14 protein-coding genes are annotated in these 24,305 nt (G+C 75.5%); 8 read left to right on the top strand and 6 right to left on the bottom strand.

Annotated features, from left to right (window positions below; translation table 11 throughout):
* The first annotated feature begins 23 nt into the window (after nt 1-23).
* The 7 genes from STBA_RS15880 (at nt 24) to STBA_RS15850 (ending at nt 15,118) form a co-directional block, all read left to right on the top strand.
* On the top strand, nt 24-7,367 hold the full coding sequence (locus STBA_RS15880; protein WP_077059881.1) for a non-ribosomal peptide synthetase: 7,344 nt from the start codon (nt 24-26) through the stop codon (nt 7,365-7,367).
* A 1-nt stretch (nt 7,368) separates the two neighbouring features.
* Nucleotides 7,369-8,592: an FAD-dependent monooxygenase gene (locus STBA_RS15875; RefSeq protein ID WP_077059880.1), complete on the top strand. Its 1,224-nt coding sequence runs from the start codon at nt 7,369-7,371 to the stop codon at nt 8,590-8,592.
* On the top strand, nt 8,589-9,470 hold the full coding sequence (locus STBA_RS15870; protein ID WP_077059879.1) for an SDR family oxidoreductase: 882 nt from the start codon (nt 8,589-8,591) through the stop codon (nt 9,468-9,470). The genes STBA_RS15875 and STBA_RS15870 overlap by 4 nt, the downstream gene beginning before the upstream one ends.
* Nucleotides 9,471-9,739: 269 nt before the next feature.
* The gene (gene paaN / locus STBA_RS15865) at nt 9,740-11,497 is read left to right on the top strand and encodes a phenylacetic acid degradation protein PaaN (RefSeq protein ID WP_077059878.1); all 1,758 of its coding nucleotides are present in this window, start codon (nt 9,740-9,742) and stop codon (nt 11,495-11,497) included.
* Nucleotides 11,498-11,556: 59 nt separating this feature from the next.
* Nucleotides 11,557-12,789: a helix-turn-helix transcriptional regulator gene (locus tag STBA_RS15860; protein ID WP_143659492.1), complete on the top strand. Its 1,233-nt coding sequence runs from the start codon at nt 11,557-11,559 to the stop codon at nt 12,787-12,789.
* A gap of 34 nt (nt 12,790-12,823) precedes the next feature.
* Complete coding sequence (locus STBA_RS15855; RefSeq protein WP_077059876.1) at nt 12,824-14,293, top strand: FAD-binding oxidoreductase; 1,470 nt, start codon at nt 12,824-12,826, stop codon at nt 14,291-14,293.
* 69 nt (nt 14,294-14,362) lie between these two features.
* Nucleotides 14,363-15,118, top strand: a complete 756-nt coding sequence (locus STBA_RS15850; RefSeq protein WP_077059875.1) for a tetratricopeptide repeat protein — start codon at nt 14,363-14,365, stop codon at nt 15,116-15,118.
* A gap of 52 nt (nt 15,119-15,170) precedes the next feature.
* Here the strand turns inward: STBA_RS15850 and STBA_RS15845 are convergent, their stop codons facing one another.
* A complete protein-coding gene (locus tag STBA_RS15845) occupies nt 15,171-16,289 on the bottom strand; it encodes a ParB N-terminal domain-containing protein (protein WP_253194758.1) in 1,119 nt (372 codons plus the stop codon).
* A gap of 116 nt (nt 16,290-16,405) precedes the next feature.
* Between STBA_RS15845 and STBA_RS15840 the strand changes: the two genes are divergently transcribed.
* A complete protein-coding gene (locus tag STBA_RS15840; RefSeq protein WP_143659491.1) occupies nt 16,406-18,673 on the top strand; it encodes an ATP-binding protein in 2,268 nt (755 codons plus the stop codon).
* Between the two features lies 1 nt (nt 18,674).
* Here STBA_RS15840 and STBA_RS15835 read toward each other — a convergent pair whose 3' ends face one another.
* From STBA_RS15835 to STBA_RS15815, 5 genes are all read right to left on the bottom strand, one after another.
* Nucleotides 18,675-19,373 carry a response regulator transcription factor gene (locus STBA_RS15835; protein WP_253194756.1) on the bottom strand — a complete coding sequence of 233 codons (699 nt, stop codon included), beginning with the start codon at nt 19,371-19,373 and terminating at the stop codon, nt 18,675-18,677.
* Between the two features lie 147 nt (nt 19,374-19,520).
* Nucleotides 19,521-20,228: a hypothetical protein gene (locus tag STBA_RS15830; protein WP_253194754.1), complete on the bottom strand. Its 708-nt coding sequence runs from the start codon at nt 20,226-20,228 to the stop codon at nt 19,521-19,523.
* Nucleotides 20,225-21,418, bottom strand: coding sequence for a type VII secretion protein EccE (locus tag STBA_RS15825; RefSeq protein ID WP_079251952.1), 1,194 nt, complete (start codon nt 21,416-21,418; stop codon nt 20,225-20,227). The genes STBA_RS15830 and STBA_RS15825 overlap by 4 nt, the downstream gene beginning before the upstream one ends.
* Nucleotides 21,415-22,902, bottom strand: coding sequence for a type VII secretion protein EccB (gene eccB / locus STBA_RS15820; protein ID WP_077059873.1), 1,488 nt, complete (start codon nt 22,900-22,902; stop codon nt 21,415-21,417). Before eccB ends, STBA_RS15825 begins: the two co-directional genes overlap by 4 nt.
* Complete coding sequence (locus STBA_RS15815; protein WP_077059872.1) at nt 22,903-24,297, bottom strand: S8 family serine peptidase; 1,395 nt, start codon at nt 24,295-24,297, stop codon at nt 22,903-22,905.
* Between the last annotated feature and the right edge of the window lie 8 nt (nt 24,298-24,305).

The following is a 24,305-nucleotide window of genomic DNA, read 5'->3' as shown; positions in this document are numbered from 1 at the left end:
CCCGCACTGACAAAGGAAGGCCGATGCTCGCTTCCCGCCGTTTCCCTCTGTCCTCCTACCAGCGCGACATCTGGGCCGCAGAAGCAGCGGTTCCGGACGATCCGCAGTTCAATGTGGTGCTGCACGACCGGCTGACGGGTGATGTCGATACGGACGCGCTGCGGGCCGCCCTCGAACGCGTGCTCAAAGCGAACGAAACATTCTCCCTGCGGTTCGACGAGCAGGACGGCATTCCCTTTCAGTGGATCGGGGCCGCGGACCGCTCGCCGTGGGTGGAGTACCTCGACCACAGCGGGGCCGCGGACCCGGCGGCGGCCTGCGCCGAGTGGCGGGACCGGTCCCTCCAGCGGCCCTTCCCGCTGCGCAACGCGCGATTATTCGCGGCTGCGATTATTCGGGAGAGCGCGTCCACGGTGCACCTGCACCTCAACGCCCACCATCTCCTCGTCGACTCCTGGGCGTTGAACGAGGTCGCCCGGCAGGTGTGGGACGCGTACGCCGCGCTGACGGGCGGCGGCGCGGCCGGGTCGGAACCGGACGTGACGCGGGTGCCCGGGGTGGCCGCGCTGCTGGACGCCGACGCCGCCTACCGCGCGTCCGACGAGCCCGCGCGCGCCCGCGCGCACCACCGCGCGGCGCTCGACGGCGTGACGCCCGCGCTGTTCGGCCGCCGGGCGGCGCCCGCCGCGGGACCCGCGCGCGGCCGGCACACGTTCACCGTCGAGGCGGACGTCGTGCGGCGCGTCCGCCGCGCGGGCGGCTCGCCGTTCGCGTTCGTCGCCGCCGCGTTCGCCACCTATCTCGCGCGCGTCCACCGCGCCGGCGAGGTCGTGCTCGGCGTGCCGTTCCTCAACCGCCGGACGGCGGCGGAACGGCAGCTGGTCGGCCAGCTGGCGAACAACCTGCCGGTCCGGGTCGCCGTGCCCGCCGGTGCCACGCTGCACGACGTGGCCGCCGCCGTCCGCGGCAGCACGGCGGCGCTGCGTCCGCACGAACGGCTCGCGTTCGGCGACGTGCTGCGCGAACTGCCCGCCCCCGGCGCGCGCCGCCTCTTCGACGTCACGCTGTCCTACCTGCGCCACCCGCACCCCGCGGTGCCCGACGGGATCGAACGGGACACCGCCCTCATGGCGCCGGTGCACGCCGACGGGGTGCTCGCGGTGATGATCCACGCCTCCGACGACGACGCGGACCTGCGCATCGACCTGGACTACGCCCGCGACGTCTTCGACGAGGACCTGCCGATCACGGCCGTCGCCGGGCACCTGCTCGCGCTCCTCACCGGCGGCGCGGAGCAGCCGGGCCGCCCGGCGCTCGACCTGCCGATGCTCGACCCCGACGAGTACAAGGAGCTGACCGAAGTCAGGCAGGGCCCCGACGCCTGGTACGCGGGCGACCGCACCGTCCACGGCCTCATCGCCGAGCAGGCGGCGCGCACGCCGGAGCGCATCGCTGTCCACGCGCCGGACGGCGGCTCCCTCACCTATGCCGAACTCGACGCGCGGGCCTCCCGCGTCGCCCGCGCCCTGCGGGCCCGCGGGGTCGGCGCGGGGGACCGCGTGGCCGTGCTGATGGAGCGCGGCCCGCAGCTGATCGTCGCGCTGCTCGGCGTGCTCAAGTCCTCCGGCGCCTACGTGCCCGTCGACCCCGGCTACCCGGCCGACCGTATCCGCTTCCTGCTCGACGACAGCCGCGCGAAGGCCGTGCTGGTGGACGAACTCACCGCGCTCCCCGACGAACAACCCGGAGGACCCGAAGGCCCGGGCGGCGGGCACGCCGCACGCGCCCTGCGCGTCGGCGACCTGACCGAGGGCGGCGCCGGCGCGCCGCCGGACGCCGCGCCGGACGCCGCGGGGGACGGCTCGGGGGGCGCCACCTCGCGGGACCTCGCCTACGTCATCTACACCTCGGGCTCCACCGGCCGCCCCAAGGGCGTCATGGTCGAGCACCACTCGGTGATCAACCGGCTGGCCTGGATGCAGAAGCGCTACCCGGTCGGTCCGGACGACGTCCTGCTCCAGAAGACGCCGATCTCCTTCGACGTTTCCGTCTGGGAGCTGTTCTGGTGGGCCATCGAGGGTGCGAGCCTCGCGCTGCTGCCCGCCGACGGGCGGCGCGATCCGCGCGACATCCTGCACGCCGTCGCCGAACGGCGCGTCACCACCCTGCACTTCGTGCCCTCGATGCTCGGCCCGTTCCTCGACCTGCTCGAATCCGACCCCGCGCTGCTGGCCGAGGCGGCGTCCCTGCGGCAGGTGTTCGCCAGCGGCGAGGCCCTGCCGGGCGCCCGCGTCGAGCAGTTCAACCGCGTCTTCGCCGCCCGCCCCGGCGGCCCGCCGCGGCTGGTCAACCTGTACGGGCCGACCGAGGCCACCGTCGACGTCTCCTTCTGGGACTGCCCGGCCGGGCCAGGACTGCCCGTGCCGCGGGTGCCGATCGGCCGGCCGATCGACAACACCCGTCTCTACGTGGTGGACGCGCGCGGCGGCCTCCAGCCGTCCGGTGTCCCCGGCGAGCTGTGCATCGGCGGTGTCGGCGTCGCCCGCGGCTACCTGGAACGTCCCGAGCTGACCGCGGAGAAGTTCACTCCGGACCCGTTCAGCCCCGGCGGGCGCCTTTACCGCACCGGCGACCTCGCCCGCTGGCTGGCCGACGGCACGCTCGAATACCTCGGCCGCATCGACGACCAGGTCAAGATCCGGGGCAACCGCGTGGAGATGGGCGAGGTGCAGAACCGCCTCGCCTCGGTGCCCGGCGTCCGCGACGCCGTCGTCGTCGACCGGCGGAGCGAACGGCGCGGCACCCACCTCGTCGGCTACTACGTCGCCGACGACGACCTGCCCGCCGACCGGCTCCGCGCCGAACTCGGCGCCTCGCTGCCCGAGTTCATGATCCCCACGCACTTCGTCCGGCTCGGCGCCATCCCGCTGACCCCCAACGGCAAGGCCGACCGCCGCGCCCTGCCGGACCCGGCCGCCGCGCCCACCGCCGAGCCGGAAGGCGCCGAGCCGGAAGGCGCCGAGCCGGACGGCGCCGAGCCGGACGGCGCCGACGCGCCCGAGGGCGCCGTCCAGACCGCACTCGCCCGCATCTGGGCCGACGTGCTGGAGACCGGGCCGGTCGGCGCGCACGACAACTACTACGCGCTGGGCGGCGATTCCCTCACCCTGCTGCGCATCCGGGCCCTGGCCGAGCGGGCGGGCATCCGCTTCTCCCTCACCGACCTGATGCGGCACCCCACCGTCGCCGGTCTCGCCCGGCACGCCACGGCCGGGCCCGCAGGGCCCGCGGCGCACGCGGACCTGGGCCCGTTCGCCCTGGTCTCCGGCGTGGACCGGGCGCAGCTCGAAGGCCGCGAGGACGCGTACCCCCTCACCCGCCTCCAGCTCGGCCTGATCTACCACAGCCGCGCGGAGGAGGACTCGGCCGTCTACCGCGACGTCTTCCAGTACTCCTTCGCCTTCGACTGGGACGAGGCGCGGTTCCGCCGCGCGTTCGGCCTGCTGGTGGCGCGGCACCCCGCCCTGCGCTCCTCGTTCCACCTCGGCGGCTTCTCCGAGCCGCTCCAGGTCGTCGACGCCCGCGCCGATGGCGGCCTGGGCATCACCGACCTGCGCGGCCACGACGAGCCGGCCGCCCTGGCGGCGATCCGCGCCCACGTCGACGAACGCCGCTACCACCGCTACGACGTCGAACGGCCACCGCTGTACCGCTTCCAGGTCTTCCTGCGCCCGCGCACCGTCGAACTCGTGCTGAGCTTCCACCACGCGCTGCTCGACGGCGGCAGCGTCGCCAACCTCGTCAGCGAACTCCTCCAGGACTACCTGCACGGCCTCGGACTCGGCATCGGCCCGGTGCCCGGCAGGGGGCTGCCCTCCGCCGCCCACCACGTGCTGGCCGAACGGGAGGCGCTCAGCTCCCAGGGGTCCCGCGACTACTGGCGCGAACGGCTCGCGGACGCGCCGCGGCTGCGGATCGAGGGCTTCCGGCAGCACGAGGCCCCCGCGGGCGAGGAGCAGATCACGCGTCTGGTCACCCTCGCCGACGACCTCACCGGACGCGTCCGCGACCTGGCCAGGGACCGCGCGCTGCCGGTCAAGTCGGTGCTGCTGGCCGCCCACTGCCTGACGCTGCGGCTGCTGACCGGCACCGCGGACGTCACCACGGGCCTCGTCAGCCACGGCCGCCCCGAGACGACGGGCGGCGAACGCGTCACCGGGCTGTTCCTCAACACCGTGCCGCTGCGCCTCGACACCGGCGCGGCGACCTGGGCGGAGGTGGCGCGCGCCGCGCTGCGCGAGGAGCAGGACGGCCACCCGCACCGCCGCTACCCGCTCAGCGCCATTCAGCAGGACAGCGGCGGCACCGTGCTGGAGACCGCGTTCAACTACATCCACTTCCGGCAGCTCGCGGCCGTCCTCACGCTGCCGGGTGCCCGGCTGCTCGACTTCACGACCTGGGAGGAGACCAACTTCCAGCTGCTGGTCAACGCGATGACCGACCCGGTGAGCGGGCGGGTGCGGCTGCGCATGGACTTCCACGGCGGCACCTTCACCGCCGCGCAGGCGGAGTTGTACGCGGACCGGTTCACCGCCGTCCTGCGCCGGATCGCCGAACACCCCGACGAGGCACCCGACTTCTCCTTCCTCGCGCCCGGCGGCCTGGTGCGGCCGCCGGTGGCGCTGCCCGCCGAGCCCGCCGCCGAGAACGTCGTGCGCGCCCTCGACGCGCGGATCGCGCGCACTCCCGAGGCGATCGCGCTGGTCTCCGGCGGCACCCGCTGGACATACGCGGAACTCGGCCGCGCCGCCGACCGGGTGGCCGGCGCGCTGCTCGCGCTCGGCGCCCGCCCCGGCGACCGCGTCGGCATCGCGATGGAACGCTCGCCGGAGACCGTCGCCGTCACCGTCGGCGTGCTCAAGGCCGGGGCCGCCGCCGTGCCGCTGGACATCGCCTACCCGGCGGAGCGGATCGCGATGATGGTCGAGCAGGCCCGGCCGTTCCGCGTCATTGCCCACGCCGCGCACACCGGCGCCCTGGGCGGCGCCGCGGACCCCGCCGAAAAGCTGCTGATCGCCGAGGAACTCCTGATCGCCGAGGAGCCGCTGGACGGCGGAACGCCCGCCCCCGCCCCGCGGCCGCCCGCGCCCGATCCGGAGCGCACCGCGTACGTGCTGTTCACCTCGGGCTCCACCGGGCGCCCCAAGGGCGTCGCGATGCCGCACCGTTCGCTGGCGCGGCTGGTCGCCTGGCAGAACCGCGTCCCCAGCGGCGTCACCGGCGGGGTCACCGCCCAGTTCGCGCCGCTCAGCTTCGACGTCTCCTTCCAGGAGATCTTCTCCACCCTCTGCGGCGGCGGCACGCTCGTCGTGCTCAGCGAGGAGGAACGGCGGGACATGCCGCGGCTGCTGCGCCTGCTGGACCGGGAGGGCGTGCAGCGGATCTGCCTGCCCTACGTCGCGCTCCAGCAGCTCGCCGAGACCGCGGTCGCCCTCGGCCTCGCGCCCCGGGCCCTGCGCGCGCTGCTGTCCTCGGGCGAACAGCTGCGCGTCACCGACGAGATACGCCGGCTGTGCGCCGCGCTGCCAGGCGTGCTGCTGGAGAACCAGTACGGGCCGACCGAATCGCACGTCGTCACCTCGTTCACGATGCGCGGCGACCCCGCGCGCTTCCCCGCGCTGCCGCCGATCGGCCGCCCCGTCGACGGCTCCGCCGTGCACGTCCTCGACGAGCGGCTGCGGCCCGTGCCCGCCGGGGTCAAAGGCGAGCTGTACCTCGCGGGCGAGTGCCTGGCCGAGGGGTACGTGGGCCAGCCCGAGCTGACCGCAGAACGTTTCGTTCCGCACCCGGCCGGGCCGGCCGCCGGCCGCCTGTACCGCACCGGCGACCTCGGGTACGCGCTGCCGGACGGCGACGTGGTGTGCCTCGGGCGGGCCGACGCGCAGGTCAAGGTCCGCGGCTTCCGCGTGGAGCCGGCCGAGGTCGAACTGGCCATCACCCGTTTCGCGGCGCGGCACCCCGGCATCGCGGAGGCCGCCGTCGTCGCGCGCCGCCGGGAGGGCAACGACTCGTTCCTCGCGGCGTTCCTCGTCGGGAGGCGCGACAAGGCCGACCTGAAACTGCTGCGCAAGCAACTGCGGACCGTACTCCCCGAGTACATGGTGCCCTCGCACGTCGAGTGGCTGGCCGCCCTGCCGCTGACCCCCAGCGGCAAACGGGACGACGCCGCGCTGCGCCGCGCCCCGCTGACCGCGGGCGGCGGTGGCGGCCGGGCGGGCGCCGCGCCGCGCGACCCCTACGAGCGGACGCTGGCCGGCATCCTCGCCGACCTGCTGGACGTGCCCTCGCTCGGCGTGCACGACAACATCTTCGACCTCGGCGGCACCTCCCTGACCGCGATGCGGCTCGTGGTGCTGATCGAGCAGCGCTACGGGATCAACGTGCCGCTGTCCGAGTTCGTGGCCGCGCCCACCGTCGCCGAACTCGCCGCGGTCCTCCGCGCGGGCGGCGCCACCACCGGCTTCGACCCGCTGGTGCCGATCCGGCCGCGCGGCTCTCGGCGGCCGGTCTTCTTCGTCCACCCGATGGGCGGCAACGTGCTGTGCTACGTCGGACTCGCCCGGCACCTCCACCCCGACCAGCCGTTCTACGCCCTCCAGGCCGCCGGTGCCGACCCGGGCACCGAACCGCTGCGCAGCGTCGAGGAGTTGGCCGCCCGCTACATCGAGGCGATCCGCCGGGTGCAGCCGGCGGGCCCCTACGTGATCGGCGGCTGGTCGTTCGGCGGCTTCGTGGCGTTCGAGATGGCCAGGCAACTGCGGGCCGCCGGACAGGACATCGCCCGGCTCGTGCTGCTCGACACCACCGCGCTGAACGAGGGGCGGCGGCTCGCCACCGACGACGAGGCGCTGCTCGGCTGGTTCTTCTGGGAGCTGCTGTGGCTGCGGCGCGGCGGCGACTCGCCGCTCGAACTGATCCCTGACCAGCTGACCACGCTGGACGAGAAGTTCGACTTCATCGCCGGGCTCGCGGCGGAGGAGGGCGTGCTCCCCGCGGGCGCCTCTGGCGCGGTCGTGCGGCGCCTGTTCCACGTGTACGAGGCCAACTGGCGGGCCGCGTTCGCCTACCGGCCCGACGTGCGGGACCAGGACATGGTGCTGATCCACGCCTCGGAGCCGCTGCCCGGCGTACTGCACTCGATGCACACCGCGATCGGCAGCATGCACGCGGACCCGGCCAACGGCTGGCGGCAGCGCACCAGCGGCCGGCTCGACGTCATCGACGTGCCGGGCGACCACCTCTCGATCATGGAGGAGCCGCACGTCGCGCACCTGGTCAAGACCGTCACCGAACTGATCGGACAGTGACATGAGCGACGCGACCACCACTCCCGAACGGCCGCGGCGGGCGCCGCGGAAGGCACCACGGAAGGCACTCGTGATCGGCGCGGGCATCGGTGGCCTCACCGCCGCCGCGGCCCTGCGCAAGGCCGGTCTCGACGTCGAGGTGTACGAGCGGGCGGGCGAGCTGCGGGCGGCGGGCTCCGGCCTGTCGGTGATGAGCAACGCCATCGCCGCGCTCGACTCGCTCGGCCTCGGCATCGACCTGGCCGGGCGCGGACAGACCCTGGAGTCCTACCACGTCAGGACGCCGCGGGGACGGCTGATCCGGGAGTTCCCCTTCCCCGAGATCATCGCCCGCATCGGCGCGCCCAGTGTCCTGATCACCCGCGCCGACCTGCAACAGGCGCTCCTGGAGGCCATCGAGGGCATCCCCATCGTCACCGGCAGCACCGCCACCGCGTTCGAGTGGGACGAGACCGGCGCGGACGACGGCGGCGTGCGGGTCACGTTCGCCGACGGCAGCGAGGCGTACGGTGACGTGCTGATCGGCGCCGACGGTTTCCACTCGGCCGTGCGCAGGCAGCTGGTCGGCCCCGAGGACGCGCAGGACAGCGGCTACATCTGCTGGCTGGCCGTCGTCCCCTACGCGCACCCGAAGTTCGCGCCCGGCTCCGTCATCCACTACTGGGGCGCGGGCCGGCGCTTCGGCCTCGTCGACGTGGGCGGCGGGCGCGTGTACTGGTGGGGCACGAAGAACATGCCGGCCGAGCGGTCCCGCAGCTGGAAGGGCGACCGCACCGAGATCCTCGCGACCTACGGCGGCTGGGCCGACGAGGTCAGGCACGCCATCGAGGTCACCCCGGACGACGCGGTGATCGCCGTGCCCTCGCAGGACCGGGCGTTCCTCGAACGCTGGGGCCGCGGCCCGGTGACGCTGCTCGGCGACGCCGCGCACCCCATGCTGACCAGCCTCGGGCAGGGCTGCTGCATGGCCATCGAGGACGCCGTGGTGCTCGGCCGGGCGCTGGCCGGCGCCGAGGACGTGCCGGCCGCGCTGCGCCACTACGAGGACCTGCGCCGCGAACGCACCCGCGGCATGGTCGCCGCCTCCCGCGGCATCAGCACGTTCGAGCAGTCGGAGACCCTGATCAGGCGGCCGGTGCGGGACGCGTACTTCCGGTTCATGCCGCAGCGCAAACTGACCCGCATGCTTGAGGACGCCCTGACCTTCCAGGACGTGGCCCCGTGAACGGCCGGCGACGGCGGGCAACGCCGGGGCACGGGCGGGCCGTTCTGGTGACGGGCGCTTCGTCCGGCCTCGGCCGCGTGTGTGCGCTGCGTCTCGCGGCGGGCGGGTTCCACGTGTTCGCCGGGGTGCGGCAGGAGACCGACGGGGAACGGCTGGCGCAGGACGCGGCCCACGGCCGCCTCACCCCGGTGCGGGTGGACGTGACCGACGAGAAGTCGGTCGCCGCCGCGGCCGAGCGGATCGGCGAGGAGACCGGCGGGCGCGGCCTGTGGGGCCTGGTCAACAACGCGGGGATCTGCGTCTCCGCGCCCCTGGAGTGCGTGCCGCCGGCGCAGCTGCGCCGGCAGCTCGACACCAACGTCGTCGGGCAACTCGCCGTCACCCAGGCGCTGCTGCCGCCGCTGCGGCAGGCGCGGGGCCGCGTCGTCAACGTCACCTCGGGGCTCGGCAGCGTCGCCATCCCGTTCCTCGGGGCGTACGCGTCGGCGCAGTTTGCGAAGGAGGCGCTGACGGACGTGCTGCGGCGCGAGCTGCGCCCGCACGGGGTGGCCGTCACCGTGGTGCAGCCGGGCGCCATCATGACGCCGATCTGGGGCAAGGTCTCCGACGTGGCGCGGGACGCCATGGCGGGGGCGCCCGGGCAGGTCGCGGCGCTGTACCGCGACAAGTTCGAGCAGTTCCTCGCGTACAACGAGCAGCAGGCCAAGGAGAGTCCGACCCGTCCTGAGGACTTCGCGCGGGCCGTCGGGCACGTCCTGACGGTGCGGCGGCCGAAGGCGCGCTACCGCGTGGGCGCGGACGCCCGCCGGGTGAGCGTCCTCGCGCGGGTCCTGCCGGACGCGGCCCTCGACCGCTATTTGCGGTCGATAACCGAATGAGCGAATGAGCGAAGCGCACCGGGCGGCCGCGCCGGACCCTTGGTCCTGGCGCGGCTGCTGACCGGCCGTCCGGAATTGTTTTGCCCCGGACGCGGCGAATTCCGGCCATTGTGGCGGAGTCGTCGTGTATTAAAGGGCGAGCGGAACGATGCCGGGTGGCAAGGCCGACGTCAGTCGGCCGAAATTTGCTGTCCACTTGCGGGCGCCTAATCTATGCTGTCCCGGCGTTCATGGCCGGGCCCTTCCGACGCGCGACAAGGAGCAGGATCATGGTGGCGACACAGCAGCAGGAAGATCCCCATATATGGCGGGACTTGATTTTCAGGCACCGGCAGACGCTCGATAACGCACTGGAATCCGTCCGCACCCGCGCCAACTGGTCGCCCTATTCCGAAGATTACCGCACCTACGGGAAGAGCGGGAAGAACGGGAAGAACGGGGGAGCGGGCGACGAAGGCGAAACGCAATTCCGGCGATTACTCGGCCGCCCGTGGGACGTGGCACAGCCCGGCCGCGACGGGACCGTGGGCCCCGGCCCCGACGCGGGCGGCGAACGCTCCCCCTACGGCCCGGAACTCGGCATCTCCTACCCGCACTCCGACCCGGACGCGCTGCTGCCCGCGATGACCGCCGCCATTCCGGCCTGGCGCGACGCCGGACCCGAGGTCCGCGCCGCGGTGTGCGTGGAAATACTCCACCGCATCAATATGCGCAGCCCGGAATTCACTTACGCCGCGATGCATACGAGCGGGCACAATCCGGTGATGGCCTTCCACGCCGGCGCGGTGCACGCCCAGGACCGCGGCCTGGAGGCGGTCGCCCACGCCTACGCCGAGCAGACCCGCCTGCCCGCGGCGTTCCGGTGGCGCAAGCCGCTGGGCGACGGCACGGCGATCAACCTGGACAAGACGTTCACGGCCGTGCCGCTCGGCATCGCACTCGTCGTCGCGGGCAGCGTCTTCCCCGCCTGGAACAGCTACGCCGGCCTGTTCGCCTCCCTCGCCACCGGCAACGCCGTCCTCGTCAAGCCGCACCCGGCCGCCGTCCTGCCGCTCGCGCTCACCGTCTCGGTGGCCCGCGAGGCGCTGGGCGACGCCGGTTTCGCCCCCGACCTCGTCTGCCTCGCCGCGGAACACCCGGGCGAACGGCTGGCCGCCTCGCTCGCCACCCGCCCCGAGGTCCGCATCGTCGACTACGCCGGCGGCCGGGACTTCGCCGACTGGCTCACCGGCAACGCCCGGCAGGCCCGCGTCCACACCGCCACCTCGGCCGTCAACACCCTCCTCGTCGAATCCACCGCCGACTACCGCGACATGCTCGCCAACCTGGCGTTCTCCGTCTCCCTCTACAGCGGCCAGCTGTGCACCAGCCCGCAGAACGTGCTGATCCCGCGCGCCGGCATCGCCACCGACGAGGGCCACAAGACCTACGCCCAGGTCGTCGACGACCTCGGCGCCGCCCTCGCCGACCTGCTCGCCGACGACGCGGCGGCCGCCGCCGTCCTCGGCGCGCTCCTCGGGCCCGCGGTGCTGGCACGCGTCGAACGCGCCATGTCCGGCGCGCTCGGCGAGGTCGCCGCGCCCACCCGCGCCGTGCGGCACCCGGAGCACCCCGGCGCCGTGATCCGCACCCCCGTCCTCGTGCGCCTCGACGCCGCCCGCCCGGCCGACCGTGCGACGCTCCTCACCGAATGGCTGGGGCCCGTCGTGTTCGCCGTCGCCGTCGGCTCGCCCGCCGAGGGAATCGACCTGATGGCCCACACGAACCGCACCTGCGGCGCCCTTTCCGTCGGGGTCTACACGCGCAGCCGGGACGTGGAGGAGGCCGCGGAAAAAGCCTGCCTCGACACCGGGGTCATGCTGTCGGTCAACCTCATGGGCAACTGGTACATCTCGCAGTCCGCGGTCTACTCCGATCTCCACGGAACGGCGCTCAACCCTGCGGCTAATTCGGTCCACTGCGACGCCGCATTCGTCGCCGGACGTTTCCGTTTCGTCGGTGTGCGCCGTTACGGCGGTGCCGCATGACCGTTTTTGCCGTCGTGGGCGAGACCCCACTTCGGGGACGCCGGCGCGAAATGCAGCTGGTGCGCGAAATATTGGAGCACGGGCTGAACGCGGGCAGCGCCGTCCTCACGGTCGAGGGAATCCCCGGCATCGGCAAGACCCGGCTGCTGCGCGAGGCAGCCGCCGTCGCCGACCGCCTCGGCTACCGCTTCGCCCAGCACCGCGGTGCGGGGCCCGGGCCCCGCACCGGCAGGACCCACGCGCTGCTGTCCGGGCAGCTCGCCGGGCGGCCCCGGCAGGCGGAGGCGGCGGGCCGCCCCCTGCTCGTCGTCCTCGACACGCCCGACCGGCCCGACCACACGCCGCCGCCGCGCCGCCACCGCGCGCTCGGCGGGCGCGTGGTGTGGCTGATCGCCAGGCGCCCCGGCTGCCCGCGGCCGCTGCCCGCCGACGACCAGGGGCGCCGCGGCGCACGCCTCGTTCTCGGCCCGCTCGCCCACGCGGACGCGGTTCAGCTCGCCCAGGACACCCTCGGCGCACCGCCGGGGCCCGCGCTGCGGCGGCTGCTGGAACGGGCGGGCGGCCACCCGCAGTTGCTCGTCGACCTGCTGGCCGGGCTGAAGGAGGAGGGCGGCCTGCACCGCGTCGCGGGCGAGGCGGACCTGTCTGGCCACCGGCTCCCGACGCGGCTGACCGCCCGCGTGGGCGCGGTGCTCGACCGGTATTCGAGCGGCTGCCGCCAGCTCCTGTGCATCGCCGCGATCCTCGGCGACGAAGTGGTGTACGAGGACCTGGCGGCGATGACCGCCACCTCCGTCTCCGCGCTGCTGCCCGCCATCGAGGAGGTCCGCGCCACCGGCTTCGTGCGCACCGAGGGCACCAGGACGGTCTTCCTCAACCCGCTGCTGCGGCAGCTGATCGCCGCCTCGATGCCGCCGACGCTGCGCACGGCCCTCATCCGGGAGGCGTCCGCGCTGCGCTCGGCCGCCCGCGAGCCGGCCGCGGGACGCGGCCCCGCCGCCCCGCCCGGGCCCGGCCGGGACACCGTTCCCGTGCACGTCCCCGCCCCGGTGCCGGGGCCGCCGGCGGCGCAGCCGGACGAGACCGACCTGAACCAGCGGCAGCAACTGCTGGTCGACCTCGTCGGCGAGGGCCTGACGAACCAGCAGATCGCCCGCAGGCTCGCCGTCTCCCACCACACCGTCAACTACCACCTCAGGAAGCTGTTCAAGGTCTTCGGCGTCAGCTCCCGCATCGACCTGCTGAACGCGGCCGAGCGGCAGCGGAGCCCGGCGGGCGCCCGCCGCCCCTGACCCGAAGCCCGCATCCGACCCCGGAGGCTGCCCCATGACCCGCATCGCCCTGGCCAGGACCTGGCCCGACGCCGACACCCCCGCCCCGGCGCGCCGCTCCGGCTGGCTCGCCGACGCCCTGCGCGACGAGCCGGCCGACGGCCGCACCCCGCCGCTGCTCGACGACACCCGCTGCGACGTGTGCATCGTGGGCGGCGGGTTCACCGGCCTGTGGACGGCGCTCGACATCGTGCGCCGCGCCCCCGGCACCGACGTCGTCCTCATCGAGGCCGACATCTGCGGCGGCGGCGCCAGCGGCGCCAACGCGGGCTTTCTCATGCCGATGTGGGCCAGGTTCAGCAGCCTGGTCGCCATCAGCGACCACGCCGAGGCCCGCCGTATCGGCGCGGCCTCCGCCCGCGCCGTCGACGACATCCTGGACTTCGCCGGCACCCACGGCATCGACATCGGTCACCGCCGCGGCCCCTGGCTGTGGGCCGCGTCCACGCCCGCCCAGCGCGGCGCCTGGGAACGCACCCTCACCGACCTGCACCGCGCGGGCATCCGGCCGCTGCACCAGATATCCGGCGCCGAGGCGCGCCGCGCCGTCGGCACCGCACACCACTTCGGCGGCGTCGTCGACCCCGGCTGCGCCACGATCCAGCCCGCCCGGCTCGCCCGCGGCCTGCGCCGCGCCGCCCTCGACGCGGGCGTGCGCATCCACGAACACACCCCGCTGCTCGCGCTGCGCGCCGCGGACGGCACCACCGAGGCCCGCACCGCCTACGGCAGCATCCGCGCCGAACGGACCGTGCTCGCCATCAACGCCTGGGCCGGGCAGCTGGAGGACCTCGGCCGCCGCATGGTGACCGTGGCCAGCGACACCCTGCTCACCGAGCCCGCCCCCGAGCAGCTGAAGGCCATCGGCTGGGACGACGACACGTCCGTGTGCGACTCCCGCCGCCGCCTGAACTACTACCGCACCACCCCCGACGGGCGGCTGCTGTTCGGCAAGGGCGGCGCGGGCGTCGCCCCCGGGCACGCCGGGCCGAGCACCCTGTGGGGGCCGCCGCTGCGCATGGGCGAGCTGCGGCGGCAACTGGCGCGCCTCTTCCCGCAGCTGGCCCAGGTGCCCGTGGCCCACGCGTGGACGGCGCCGGTGGAGTACTCCGTCACCTCGCTGCCGTTCGCCGGCTGGCTCCGCTCCGTGCCCGGCGTCGCCTACGGCACCGGCTACTCGGGCGACGGCATCGGCCCCGCCCTGCTGATGGCGCGGGTGCTGTCCTCGCTCGCCCTCGGCGTGACCGACGAGTGGTCGCGTTCGGCGTTCGCCCGCACCCCGGGCGGCCGCATCCCCACCGAGCCGCTCCGCTACCCGGGCACCCGCCTGCTGCTCCCCGCGATGCGCGCGGTCGAACGCCGCGAGGACCGCGGCCTGAAGGTTCCGGCCCCGGTGAAACGACTGCTCACCCCGGACCCGTCCCTCTTCAGGACCCGCACCCGGGCCGACCGACCCCCGTGGTGACGCGCGGGCCCCCGCGGTGGCACCCTGGAGCCGGCAGCCGCCGCCGACAGCCGAGGGAGATTCCCCACCATGCAGTTCGGACGCCGGAAGCAGCAGCGCGGGCAGGAGCCGGAGCGGGCCGCGCCCCCCGAGGAGATCGCCGAGCGCGAACACGCCGTCGGCCGGCTGCTCGAAGCCGGGCTCCACGAGGACGCCGCGCCGCTGATGCGTGAGCTCCTCGCGGACTACGAACGCCACCTCGGGCACCGGCACCCCACCACCATCTCCCTCTACGACGCGCTCGGCCACACCCTCTACCAGCTGCGGCGGCTGCCCGAGGCGGAGGCCATGCACCGGGAGGCGTACCAGCGCAGCACCGTCGTCGAGGGGCCGGAACACGCCAGGACCCTCACCTACGCGCACAACCTGGGCGCCGCGCTCGTCATCGGCGAGGAGACGGAGCAGGGCATCACGCTGCTCACGCGGACGCTGGAACGCCGCGAGGCGCTCCTCGGCGCCGACCACCGCGACTCCCTGGACACCGCGGCGGTCCTGGGGGCCGTGCTGTTCTCCACCGGGGACCACGTCCGCGGCCACGAGCTGCTGGAACGCACCTGGACCCGTTACGCGGCGAGCCTCGGCCCCGACGACCTCCAGACCCTTGCCGCCGCCGGGAACCTGGCGGCGGCCCGCCACGCCGTGGGGCGGACCCGCGACGCGGCGCAGCTGCTCGACGAGGTGGTGCAGGGCTACGCCCGGGTCCTCGGGCCCGACCACGAACTCACCCTGCACACCAGGTCGCGCCTGGACACGATGGCCAGGGCCGCCGGGCTCCGCCCGGACTGAGCCGGACACCACGCCGCGGCCCGGACGCGGTGGCCAGGGCGGTACCGCGTCCTCAGTGACCCTCGGGGCCGCGGCGCGGCCCGCGCTGTTCCCCGCGGCGTTCGACGCGCTGGGCGAACGCGAGCCAGGAGGCCGCGCACTCCCGCGCCGCCGCCGCGACCAGTCCTGTGCAGTGGGCAGGCACGGCCTCGGCGAGGCGCTGCCAGGTGGCGGGCGGCACCGTCTGCGCGTCCATGAGGCGCAGGATGCTGCGCCCCGCCTCGGAGAAGCGCAGCGAGGGGTCCCGCTTCAGCTTCCGCAGCAGCTCCTTCGCCCCGGCGCCGTCCTCCCGGTTTCCTGCCGCCGCCGCGGACACGGCGTCGTGCGGCGTCACCGGCGCGCCGCGCGGGGGCCTGGGGGCCTGGGCGGCCCGGTGGGCCGCCGGCTCGGCCGGCTCGATGCGCGCCGTCGCCTGGCGCCTGCGCAGCCCGGCGGGCACCGGGTGCTGCCCCGAGGTCAGCCGCCGCCGCACGTCGTGCGCGGTGCCGATGGAGATGGCGGCCTCGCGCGCGATCTCGCGCAGGCTCGCGGCCGGCCGTTCCCTGATCAGCCGGCTCGCCAGCAGGCGGCCCTGCGCCGCGTTCAGCGGCCGGGTCCTGCCGTCCCGCCCGACGCGTCCCGCGAGTTGTGCGGCGTCCCCGCTCGCGCGGCGGCGGATCGACGCGACGCTCTTCGCCGACAGGCCGGTGATGTGCCCGATCGCCCGGTCCGACCACTGCGGGTGCGAGCCGAGCAGGCGGCGCACCGCGGCGGTGCGGTCGGCCGTGGACAGCGGCAGGCCGTGCGTCACGTTGAGGCGCACCGACAGCGCGAACAGGTCGTGCTCGTGCCCGTCGACGAGCCGCGCCTCGATCGTCTCGCGCCCGCGCAGAACGGCCGCGCGCACCCGGTGCCTCCCGTCGATGACCCGCATCGTCGGCCGGTGCACGAGGATGGGCGGCAGCGGGTTGTCCGTGGCCGCGAGCGCGCTCACGTGCTCGATGTCCAGGCCCGCGAGCCGCGGCGAATCGGTCAGCCGCAGCATGGCGACGGGCACCGGGGTGACGGGGATCTCCTCGACGGGCTCCGCGGCCCGCACCACCGGATGCACCCCGGAGTACTCCGCGAGATATGCGCCCGGTTCAACGCCCACCGTTCATCTCTCCACGTTACTCGTCGAGGGTTTTCCGCATACTATGGGCGCTTTCCAGGACGCGTGAGGGCCGTTCGACCCACACCGGAGAGCAGCGCGATGCGAGGGCGTGCACGGTGAGACCACCGCAGACTTCCCTGCCGCCGGGGCCCGCCGAGCGGGAGTTCATGACGTTCGCCCGGCAGTTCGCGTTCTACGGGCGCACCGTGATCATCGGCGCCTGCTCCCTGCTCGCCGTACTCGCCATGCCGGTGGACGAGATGGCCGTGACCGCCCTCATCTGCGGTGCCGTCCTGGCCTGGTGCGGCGTGCACCTCGCCTGCGCCGACGCCCCCGGCAGGGCCAGGACGATGCTGGCCGCCGACCTCGTCGTCATGACGGGCGTGTGCCTCAGCAGGCCGCTGACCGTTCCGGAGACGCAGGCCGCGCACGGCGGCACGTGGGTCGTGGTGGCCATCAGCTTCGTCGCCGTCTCCTACCAGCTGACGCATCCGCCGGTCACCGGAGCCCTCGTCGCCGTGCACCTGTGCCTGGCCGATCTGGCCGGCGCCGCACTGGCGAACCCCGGCACCTGGCCGGAGGCGGTGCCGGTGATCGCCTGGGTGCTCGTGGAAGCCGCGCTTGCCCGCGTCCTGTTCGGGCTCGTGCTCCGCGAGAGCCGGGCCGCCGACGCCGCGCTCGCCGGTGCGGCCGCCGCCCGCAAGGACCTGGAGATCGCCGAGGCGCGCCGCGCCGCGGAACGCGAACACCTCGCCGTTCTCCACGACACCGCGTCCGCGACACTGCTGATGGCTTCGCTGCCGGGATCGCCCGTCAGCCGCGGCGACCTGCGCACCCAGGCCGCCCGCGACCTCGACCGGCTGCTGGCCGGGCAGGCCGCCGCGGGGGAGGCCGACGTCGCCCGGGAGCTGACCGCCGAACTCGCCGCGCATCCGGGCCTGACGGTCACCGCCCGCCTCGCCGACGACCTCGGCACCGCGCCAGGCGCGGCCGTGGCCGGCCTGCGCGACGGCATGGGCGAGGCGCTGCGGAACGTGGCGCGCCACGCGGGGGTCACCGCCGCGGCCGTCACGGCGGAACGCACCGGGCCGACGCTCCGCGTGACCGTCGCCGACGAGGGCGTCGGCTTCGATCCGGCGGCCGTGCCCACGTACCGGCAAGGCCTCAAGCTCTCCGTGACCGGGCGGATGGCCGCGGCGGGCGGCCACGCGGCCGTCGCCTCCAGGCCCGGCCGGGGCACCACGGTCCGCCTGACCTGGCCGGGGGAGGGGGCGCCCGGCGCGGCGGAAGGCGAAGAGCTGATCGGCCGTCACCTGTTCCGCGGTCTGCGCCACGCCGGGCTGATCATCCTGGCCGCCATCCACTTCGGACTCGTTCTGCCCACGTTGCTCGGCGACCTGTCCGGCTACCGCTATCCGCTGCTCCAGCTCGTCCCGTTCGGCGTGCTGACGGCCGTCGTCGCGGTCACCGCCGTCTTCGTCGTGCGGGGGCGGCCGTGGCCGCGGCGCTGGGCGCCGCTCGCGCTCGCCGCCGTGTTCGCCGCCTCGGTGGCCGCCACCAGTCAGCTGCCGAGCATCGACTTCCTGACCTTCCCGCACTGGTCGTTCATGGAGACCGGCTGGTTCGGCGTGGTCCTGCTCGGGCACCGTGGGCTGCGTGCCGTCGGGGCGTTCATCGGCTGCCATCTGACGGTGATGATCGTCCAGTTGCTGGCCGCCGGCGTGCCGGCCCGGGCGGACGCGGCCGGGATGGCCGTCAGCGCCCTCGCCGTCTGCGGCTTCCAGGTGGCCGTCGTGCTCGGCACCGGCCTGCTGCGCGCACGCGGCGACGCCATCGGGGCCGCCGCGCGTGACCGGGAGACCATGCGCATCCGGGCGGCGGCCGCCGCGCACATCCACGCCGACCAGCGCGAACGGTACCGGGCGCTGCACGCCACCGTCTTCCCGCTGCTCACCGCGCTCGCCGAGGACTCGGCCGACCCGGCGGACGAGGAGGTGCGGCGCGCCTGCGCGCGCGAGGCCACGCGGCTGCGCCGGCTGTTCGCGGAGAGCGACTACGCCGCGGACCAGCTGATCCACGAGCTGCGCGCCTGCATCGACGTCGCGGAACGCAACGGCGTCACCGTGCAGCTCGCGGTGCGCGGTGAGCCGCGGGGCCTGCCGCAGGACGTGCGGCGCGCGCTGACGGACCCGGTCATCACGGCCCTGGCCGCGGCCAGGCGGACGGCGCGGGCCACCGTGGTGCGCGCCCCTGGGCAGGTGCGGGTGGGCATCGTGATCGACGTCCCGGAGGCGCCGATAGCGGCCGGCCCCGCAGGCGGGGTGCGCATCCGCCGGGTCAGCGGCGAGGGGCGGCTGTTCGTGGAGGCGGCCTGCGCGGCCTGACTCACAGCTCGTCGAGGGAGATCAGGCCGTCCTGGACGGCCCTGGCCACGAGGTTGGCCTTGGTGTTCGCGGGCCGCCCGGCGTTCGCGTAGCGGATGCGCACCCGGTCCAGATAGGTGTTCACGGTGCTCACGGACAGGCCGAGGCTCTCGGCCACCATGGCCTTCGACTCGCACTGGAACCACTCGAGCAGCACCTCTACCTCACGCGGCGTCAGCGTCGGCCGGCCGGGCCTGCGGTCGCTGCCGAACGCGCCGGCGAGCCCCGGCGGCGTGTAGGGCCGCCCGGCGGCGGCGGCGTGGATCGCGGCGACGAGGTGCCGTTCCCCCTCCGACTTGGTCAGGTAGGTGAACGCGCCGAGGTCCAGGCAGGTCAGCGCCGCCTCCTGGCTGTCCCGCATGGTGTAGACGACCACCTTGCGGTCCTGCGCGACCAGCCGGTTGACCTCGGTGTAGGCGGGCGTCTCGCCCGCCAGGTACAGGTCGAGCACCACCACGTCGGCCTCGCGGCCAGGACCCGCGAGGGCGACCGCCACGTCCGCGCCCTCGGCGAGCACGCGTATCGGCTCCGCCGCGGCGGCGCACCAGCCGCGGATGCCGGCCCGCACCACGGGGTGGTCGTCGATCAGCACGGCGCTCACCGCCCCGGGCACGGGCGGGCACGGCTCGCCGCCGGCCGGCCCACTCGGCTCTTCGTCCACAGATGACCCCATGGTGATGGTGGGCCACAAGTCTATGGCGGGTCCGGGGCAGCTTTCGACACAGTGTCGATTGGCGCCGATGCGCACCTGTCCCACGCGACGGGCCAGGCCGGCCCGCGGCTGATACGTACCGGCTGATACGTACGGCTAATACGTGCCCTGCGAGCGTCTGCCCGGTGTCAGCAGGGCGGTCTCGCCCGGGGAGATGTCCAGGCTCAGCACGTCGGCCGCCGCGCCGGGGCGGAAGACGATGATCTCCCCGGCCGCCAGCACGGCGGTGCGCCGGGCCGCCTCCTCGCCCAGCAGGCGTCCCACCGGCTCCGCGAACCGCGCGTCCAGCGCGAGCACCGCGTCCGCCGTCGACCAGAACACCGAACGCCGCGGTGCGTTGCGCGTCACGTGCAGCACCGTGCGCCACGGCCCCTCGGCCAGCCCCGCGGGCGGCGCGCGCCGCAGGTCGCACATCAGCGCCTGCGGCCCGTCGGCCACCGTCGGCGGTGCGGGCGGCGCGGCCGGCCAGCCCGCCACGTTGTCCGTGACGACCAGCCGGTCGCCCGCGGCCTCCCCGACGGACGACCACTGGTCCGGCACCCGCGTGGCCGCGGTGACGCGGGCGCCGACGCCGAGCAGCCGCAGCGCGAACAGCCTGCTGAACAGCGACTCGCCCAGCACCGCGATGCGCGAGCCGGCGGGCCCGGGCGCCGCGAGCGACACCGGCTGCCCGGCCGCCGTCGTTCCGAGGTGCACGCCCGCCTGGCCCGGCAGCAGGCCGAAGGCGGGCACCGACGCGTCCTGCCAGGACGTGGCGGGCAGCGTGGTCAGATCGGGCGTGGCCGCCCGGCGTGCGGGGCTCATCGGGCTCCTCCGGCCGTGGTCGGGGTCGGGCCGCCCGCGGCCGCCGCGGTGCCGGAGAACCCGGCGGCCTCGACCAGCGGGCGCGAGGGGTGGGCGACAGGCAGGGTCGCCAGCAGACCGGCGGCCTGGTCCTCGGCCGGCGGGCCGACCGCTCCGGCCCGCACCAGCCGGTCCCGTTCGGACGCGGCGTGCTGCGCGAGCGTGCTGACGATGCGGACCGCGGTCCTGATCCGCAGCTCGCCGCCCTCCGCGGTGAGGGTGGCCGCCGCGACCACGCGGTCGGCGGTGCACCCGGCCAGGCCCGCGAGCAGCCGCGCCCAGTCGCCCTGGCCGCCGACGCGCGCCGTGACCGTGCAGTGGGTGGCCGCGCTGCCCGCCCAACTGCCCGCCAGCGCACGGCCGTCGCCCGAGGCGTCGCCGATCTGCCGCAGCAGGTCGCGCAGCGCGTCGGCGTCCAGTGGCGTGGTCGCCACGCCGAACGCGGCGAGCCGCGCCCTGATCCGCGCGGTCGCCGCGGCCACCGCGGCGCGCGCCCCGGCCGCGCCGCCGCCGCGCCGTTCCGCCGCCTCGGGCGCGTCGATCGGCTCGTGCCGCACCACGAGCCACGACCGCAGCGCGACGGGCCGCCCGCCCGTGGGCAGTTGGCGGTAGCAGATCGTCGGCTGGTAGCGGTAGTGGAAGTCCCAGGGCGGCAGGCCGAACTGTTCCACGACGAGCTGCGCGGCGGCCGGGCACGCCGGGTCCTCGGCCAGCCACTGCGCGACGGGCCCGGCCGGCACGGCGGGCAGCGCGCCGCCGGGGAACGCGAGGACCGCGGCGTAGCCGCGCCCGTCCGCGAGCACGCCGAGCGCGTAGCCGTTGCGGTCGGCCACCTCGGTCACGTCGAGCGCGGGCAGCAGGGTGTGGACGACGCCGAGGTGGTCCGCTGCGCCGGCGGCGGGGCCGGCGACCGGCGCGCCGGTCAGGGCCCGGCGCCGCACCCGTTCCAGGAGCCGCTGGTCGGCCCAGCCGCCGCGGCTGCGCAGCAGCGCGGCCGCGGCGAGCAGGACGCCGAGGGCGCCGAGCGCCCAGGCCCACGGGCCGCTGTCGTGGTACGCGATCCCGGCGGCGAGGCAGCCGAGGGCGCTCTGCACGGCGACGAGCCGGCCGCGGCCGAAGCGCGCGCCGGGGGCTTTCGGTCCTGTGCTCATGCGCCGCCTCCGTTCTCTTCGGCGTTCTCGTCCGGGGTTTCGGCGGCTTCGTCCTCGCCGTCGGGCCGGCCGCCGCGCTGCTCCCTGGCGGCGGCCTGCGGGTCGAGCACGGGGCCCGCGGGCAGCAGGCCGACGAAGCTCTGCGGTACGGACAGCGCCTCGTCCGGCGCGTACCGCAGCCGTTCCACCGCCTCGGGGGAGGCGAACGGGTAGCCGGTGCCGCTGTCGGTGACCAGGACGTACGTGCCGCCCGTGCCGCCGGAGGCGCTCGCGCGGACCAGCGCGCCGGAACCGGCGGGCATCCAGATCTCGTCGAGCAGCCCGAGACGCGCCCCGTCGGCCGGGGTCACCGGCGTCAGCCCGGCCGGCTCCGGCAGCGCGGCCGGCAGGTGCACTTCTGCCTGCCAGGGCGCGTCGCCCGGCCGGCCGCCGGGCGGGCTGCTGACGCACACCGGCTGGTTCCGGCCCGGCTCCTCCGCGTCCGGCAGTGCGTCCGGCCACGCCGGGTCGCCCGGCGCGGAGTCGTCCGAGCGCGGCGCGCGGGCGGCGTCCGAGGCGCTGATCTCGTGGCCCGCGGCCTCGGCACTCAGCAGCGTGTGCACCAGTTCGGGAACGGACACCAGGCCGTCCGGGCGCACCAGGTAGAACTGCCGTCCCGCGCCGCCCCCCGCGGTGTGCGCGAGATCGCCCACCGCGGCCTCGAACGGCAGCTCCACGTCCGGCGCGGCGCCGCTGCCGGCGCCCGGTTCCGGGATGGTGATGGCCGGGCCCTCGGGCACGGTGGCGATGAACTCTTCCGGCAACTGCACGGCGGCGACGCTCTGGAGCCCGAGCAGGTCGCGGATGCCGGGCTCGATGGCGTGCCTGCGGCCCTCGGTGAGCAGCCACAGACCGCCGTCCCCGGCCTGGATCAGCACGGTGGCGCCGCCCGTACCCCCGCCCCCGCTATCCCCGCCGTCCCCGCCGTCCGGCGCGACGCCGGGGACCGACAGGTAGAGGGCGGTCCGCGTCGGGGCGCCGCCCGTCTCCGACGGCGTGGCGCACAGCGTCCAGTCCTCGTCGACCAGCGCGTCGGCGTCCGGCAGCGCGTCGGGCGCGCCGGGGATGCCGACGGGCAGCCCGCGGGGCGCGTCGTCGAGCGTGGCCTGCCGCACTTCGGTCAGCTCGCCGCCGCCGACCAGCAGCGCGGAGGCGAGGTTCAGCGCCGGGTGCACCACGCCGTCGTTCACGACGTAGCGCCCGCCGCTGTCGCCGACGACGACGGCGCCGGTGTCCGGCAGGTCGGGCCCCCGGCCGCCGCCGAGCCAGCCGGCGATGCCGAATCCGGCCATGATGAGGATGCCGATGGCGATGCCGCCGCCCAGCGACCGGTTCAGCCGGCGGCGCGGGTCGAACCTGGCCTCGTCGGCGCCCCGCAGGAGGCTCGTGGTGCGCCGGCGGTTCTCGTAGGCGTACGCCTCTGCCTGTTCGCGTGTCGTTGCCATCTATCGGGTCCGGTTCCTGGTCGGGTGCGCGGCGCCGCGCGCGGGTCGTTCCGTGCCGTCGAGCCAGGCGTGGCCGCCGGGCGCGGCCGGTGGCGCGGCGGCCCGGCGTTCGCCCCCGGCCGGGCCGGGCCCCGGGCCCGCCCGCCAGCCGCGCCTGGCGGCGCGGCGCACGGCGGGCGCGCCGAGCAGGCCGAGGACGACGGCGAGCAGCAGCACGCCGCTCCAGGCCAGCGCCGTCGCCGCGGTCGAGGACAACAGCGGCTCCTCGTGGGGAACGGCCTGGACGGGGATGTGCCCGGGCCGGGCGGCGGCCTCGTCGTTGTCGCCTGCACCGTCGGCACCGTCCGCGCCGTCGCCGCCGCCGAGGTGGGTGAGGGCGCTGAACGGGTCGACGATGCCGGTGCCGGTGCGGTCGTTCCGGCCGCCCGCGACGGGGGTTGCGGAGTCGGTCAGCCGCTGGGCGACCTCGGCCGCCGTCAGGTCGGGGAAGCGGGAACGGACCAGGGCCGCGGCGCCCGAGACCTGGGCGGCGGCCATGCTGGTGCCCGCCTCGGCGCGGTAGCCGGAGCCGCCGGGCGCGACGACGGCCATCTCCCCGCCGTAGCCGGCGAGATCGACCCACGGGCCCGCGTTGGAGGAGTCCAGCGGCTGGCCGTCGTCGCCGACGGCGCCCACGGCGAGCACCCCGTCGTAGGCGGCGGGGTACATCAGGCCGCCGGAGACGCCCTGGTTGCCCTCGTTGCCCGCGGCGGCGACCACGACGACGTCGGCGGCGACGGCGCGGGCAACGGCATCCCGGACCGGCTCGTCGTCGACGGGCCTGGCCAGGGACAGGTTGATCACCCCGGCGCCCGCCCCGACGGCGTCGTCGATGGCGGCGGCGAGGGTGCGGGGCGTGGCCCGGTCGACGCCGTCGTCCATGCGGACGGGGTAGACGGCCGCGCCGGGCGCGACGCCGCTCATGCGGTCGGAACGGTGTGCGGCCACCAGGCCGGCGATGGCGGTGCCGTGCCCTTCGCAGTCCTGGACGGGCTCGACCGCCGTCCGTTCGAACTCCTCCTCGGTCATCACGCCGCTGAACTCGCTGCCGTTGTGCACCTGGCCCGCCAGGTCCGGGTGGGTGGCGTCCACGCCCGAGTCGACGACGGCGACGGTCACGCCCTCGCCCAGGGCCAGGTCCCACGCCTGCCACAGCCCGAGGCGGTCGACCAGCGGGTAGGGCCCGGTGCCGTCCGGCAGGTCCTCGCCGGTCGCCTGGGTGCGGCACGGTTCGGCGGCGGCCTGGGGCGCGAGGCCCGGTACGGCGAGCGGCGCGGCGCACAGCGCCAGCGCGAGCGCGCAGGGCAGCGCCGTCCGCGCCGTCCGCTTCGTTCGTTCCGTTCGCTTCGTCCTCATCGGCGCCG

Origin of the sequence: Streptomyces sp. MP131-18 (assembly GCF_001984575.1) — a bacterium.
Taxonomy (GTDB): Bacteria; Actinomycetota; Actinomycetes; order Streptomycetales; family Streptomycetaceae; genus Streptomyces; species Streptomyces johnsoniae.
Note: the sequence above shows the minus strand (reverse complement) of the source record. Positions and strands in the feature narration are given on the sequence as shown.

Bases quoted from the DNA above. Each gene is read 5' to 3' on its own strand.
- STBA_RS15880 (WP_077059881.1), top strand. From the start codon at position 24: ATGCTCGCTTCCCGCCGTTTCCCTCTGTCCTCCTACCAGCGCGACATC.
- STBA_RS15855 (WP_077059876.1), top strand. From the start codon at position 12,824: ATGACCCGCATCGCCCTGGCCAGGACCTGGCCCGACGCCGACACCCCC.
- STBA_RS15825 (WP_079251952.1), bottom strand. From the start codon at position 21,418: ATGAGCACAGGACCGAAAGCCCCCGGCGCGCGCTTCGGCCGCGGCCGG.
- eccB (WP_077059873.1), bottom strand. From the start codon at position 22,902: ATGGCAACGACACGCGAACAGGCAGAGGCGTACGCCTACGAGAACCGC.
- STBA_RS15830 (WP_253194754.1), bottom strand. From the start codon at position 20,228: ATGAGCCCCGCACGCCGGGCGGCCACGCCCGATCTGACCACGCTGCCC.
- STBA_RS15850 (WP_077059875.1), top strand. From the start codon at position 14,363: ATGCAGTTCGGACGCCGGAAGCAGCAGCGCGGGCAGGAGCCGGAGCGG.
- STBA_RS15875 (WP_077059880.1), top strand. From the start codon at position 7,369: ATGAGCGACGCGACCACCACTCCCGAACGGCCGCGGCGGGCGCCGCGG.
- paaN (WP_077059878.1), top strand. From the start codon at position 9,740: ATGGTGGCGACACAGCAGCAGGAAGATCCCCATATATGGCGGGACTTG.
- STBA_RS15815 (WP_077059872.1), bottom strand. From the start codon at position 24,297: ATGAGGACGAAGCGAACGGAACGAACGAAGCGGACGGCGCGGACGGCG.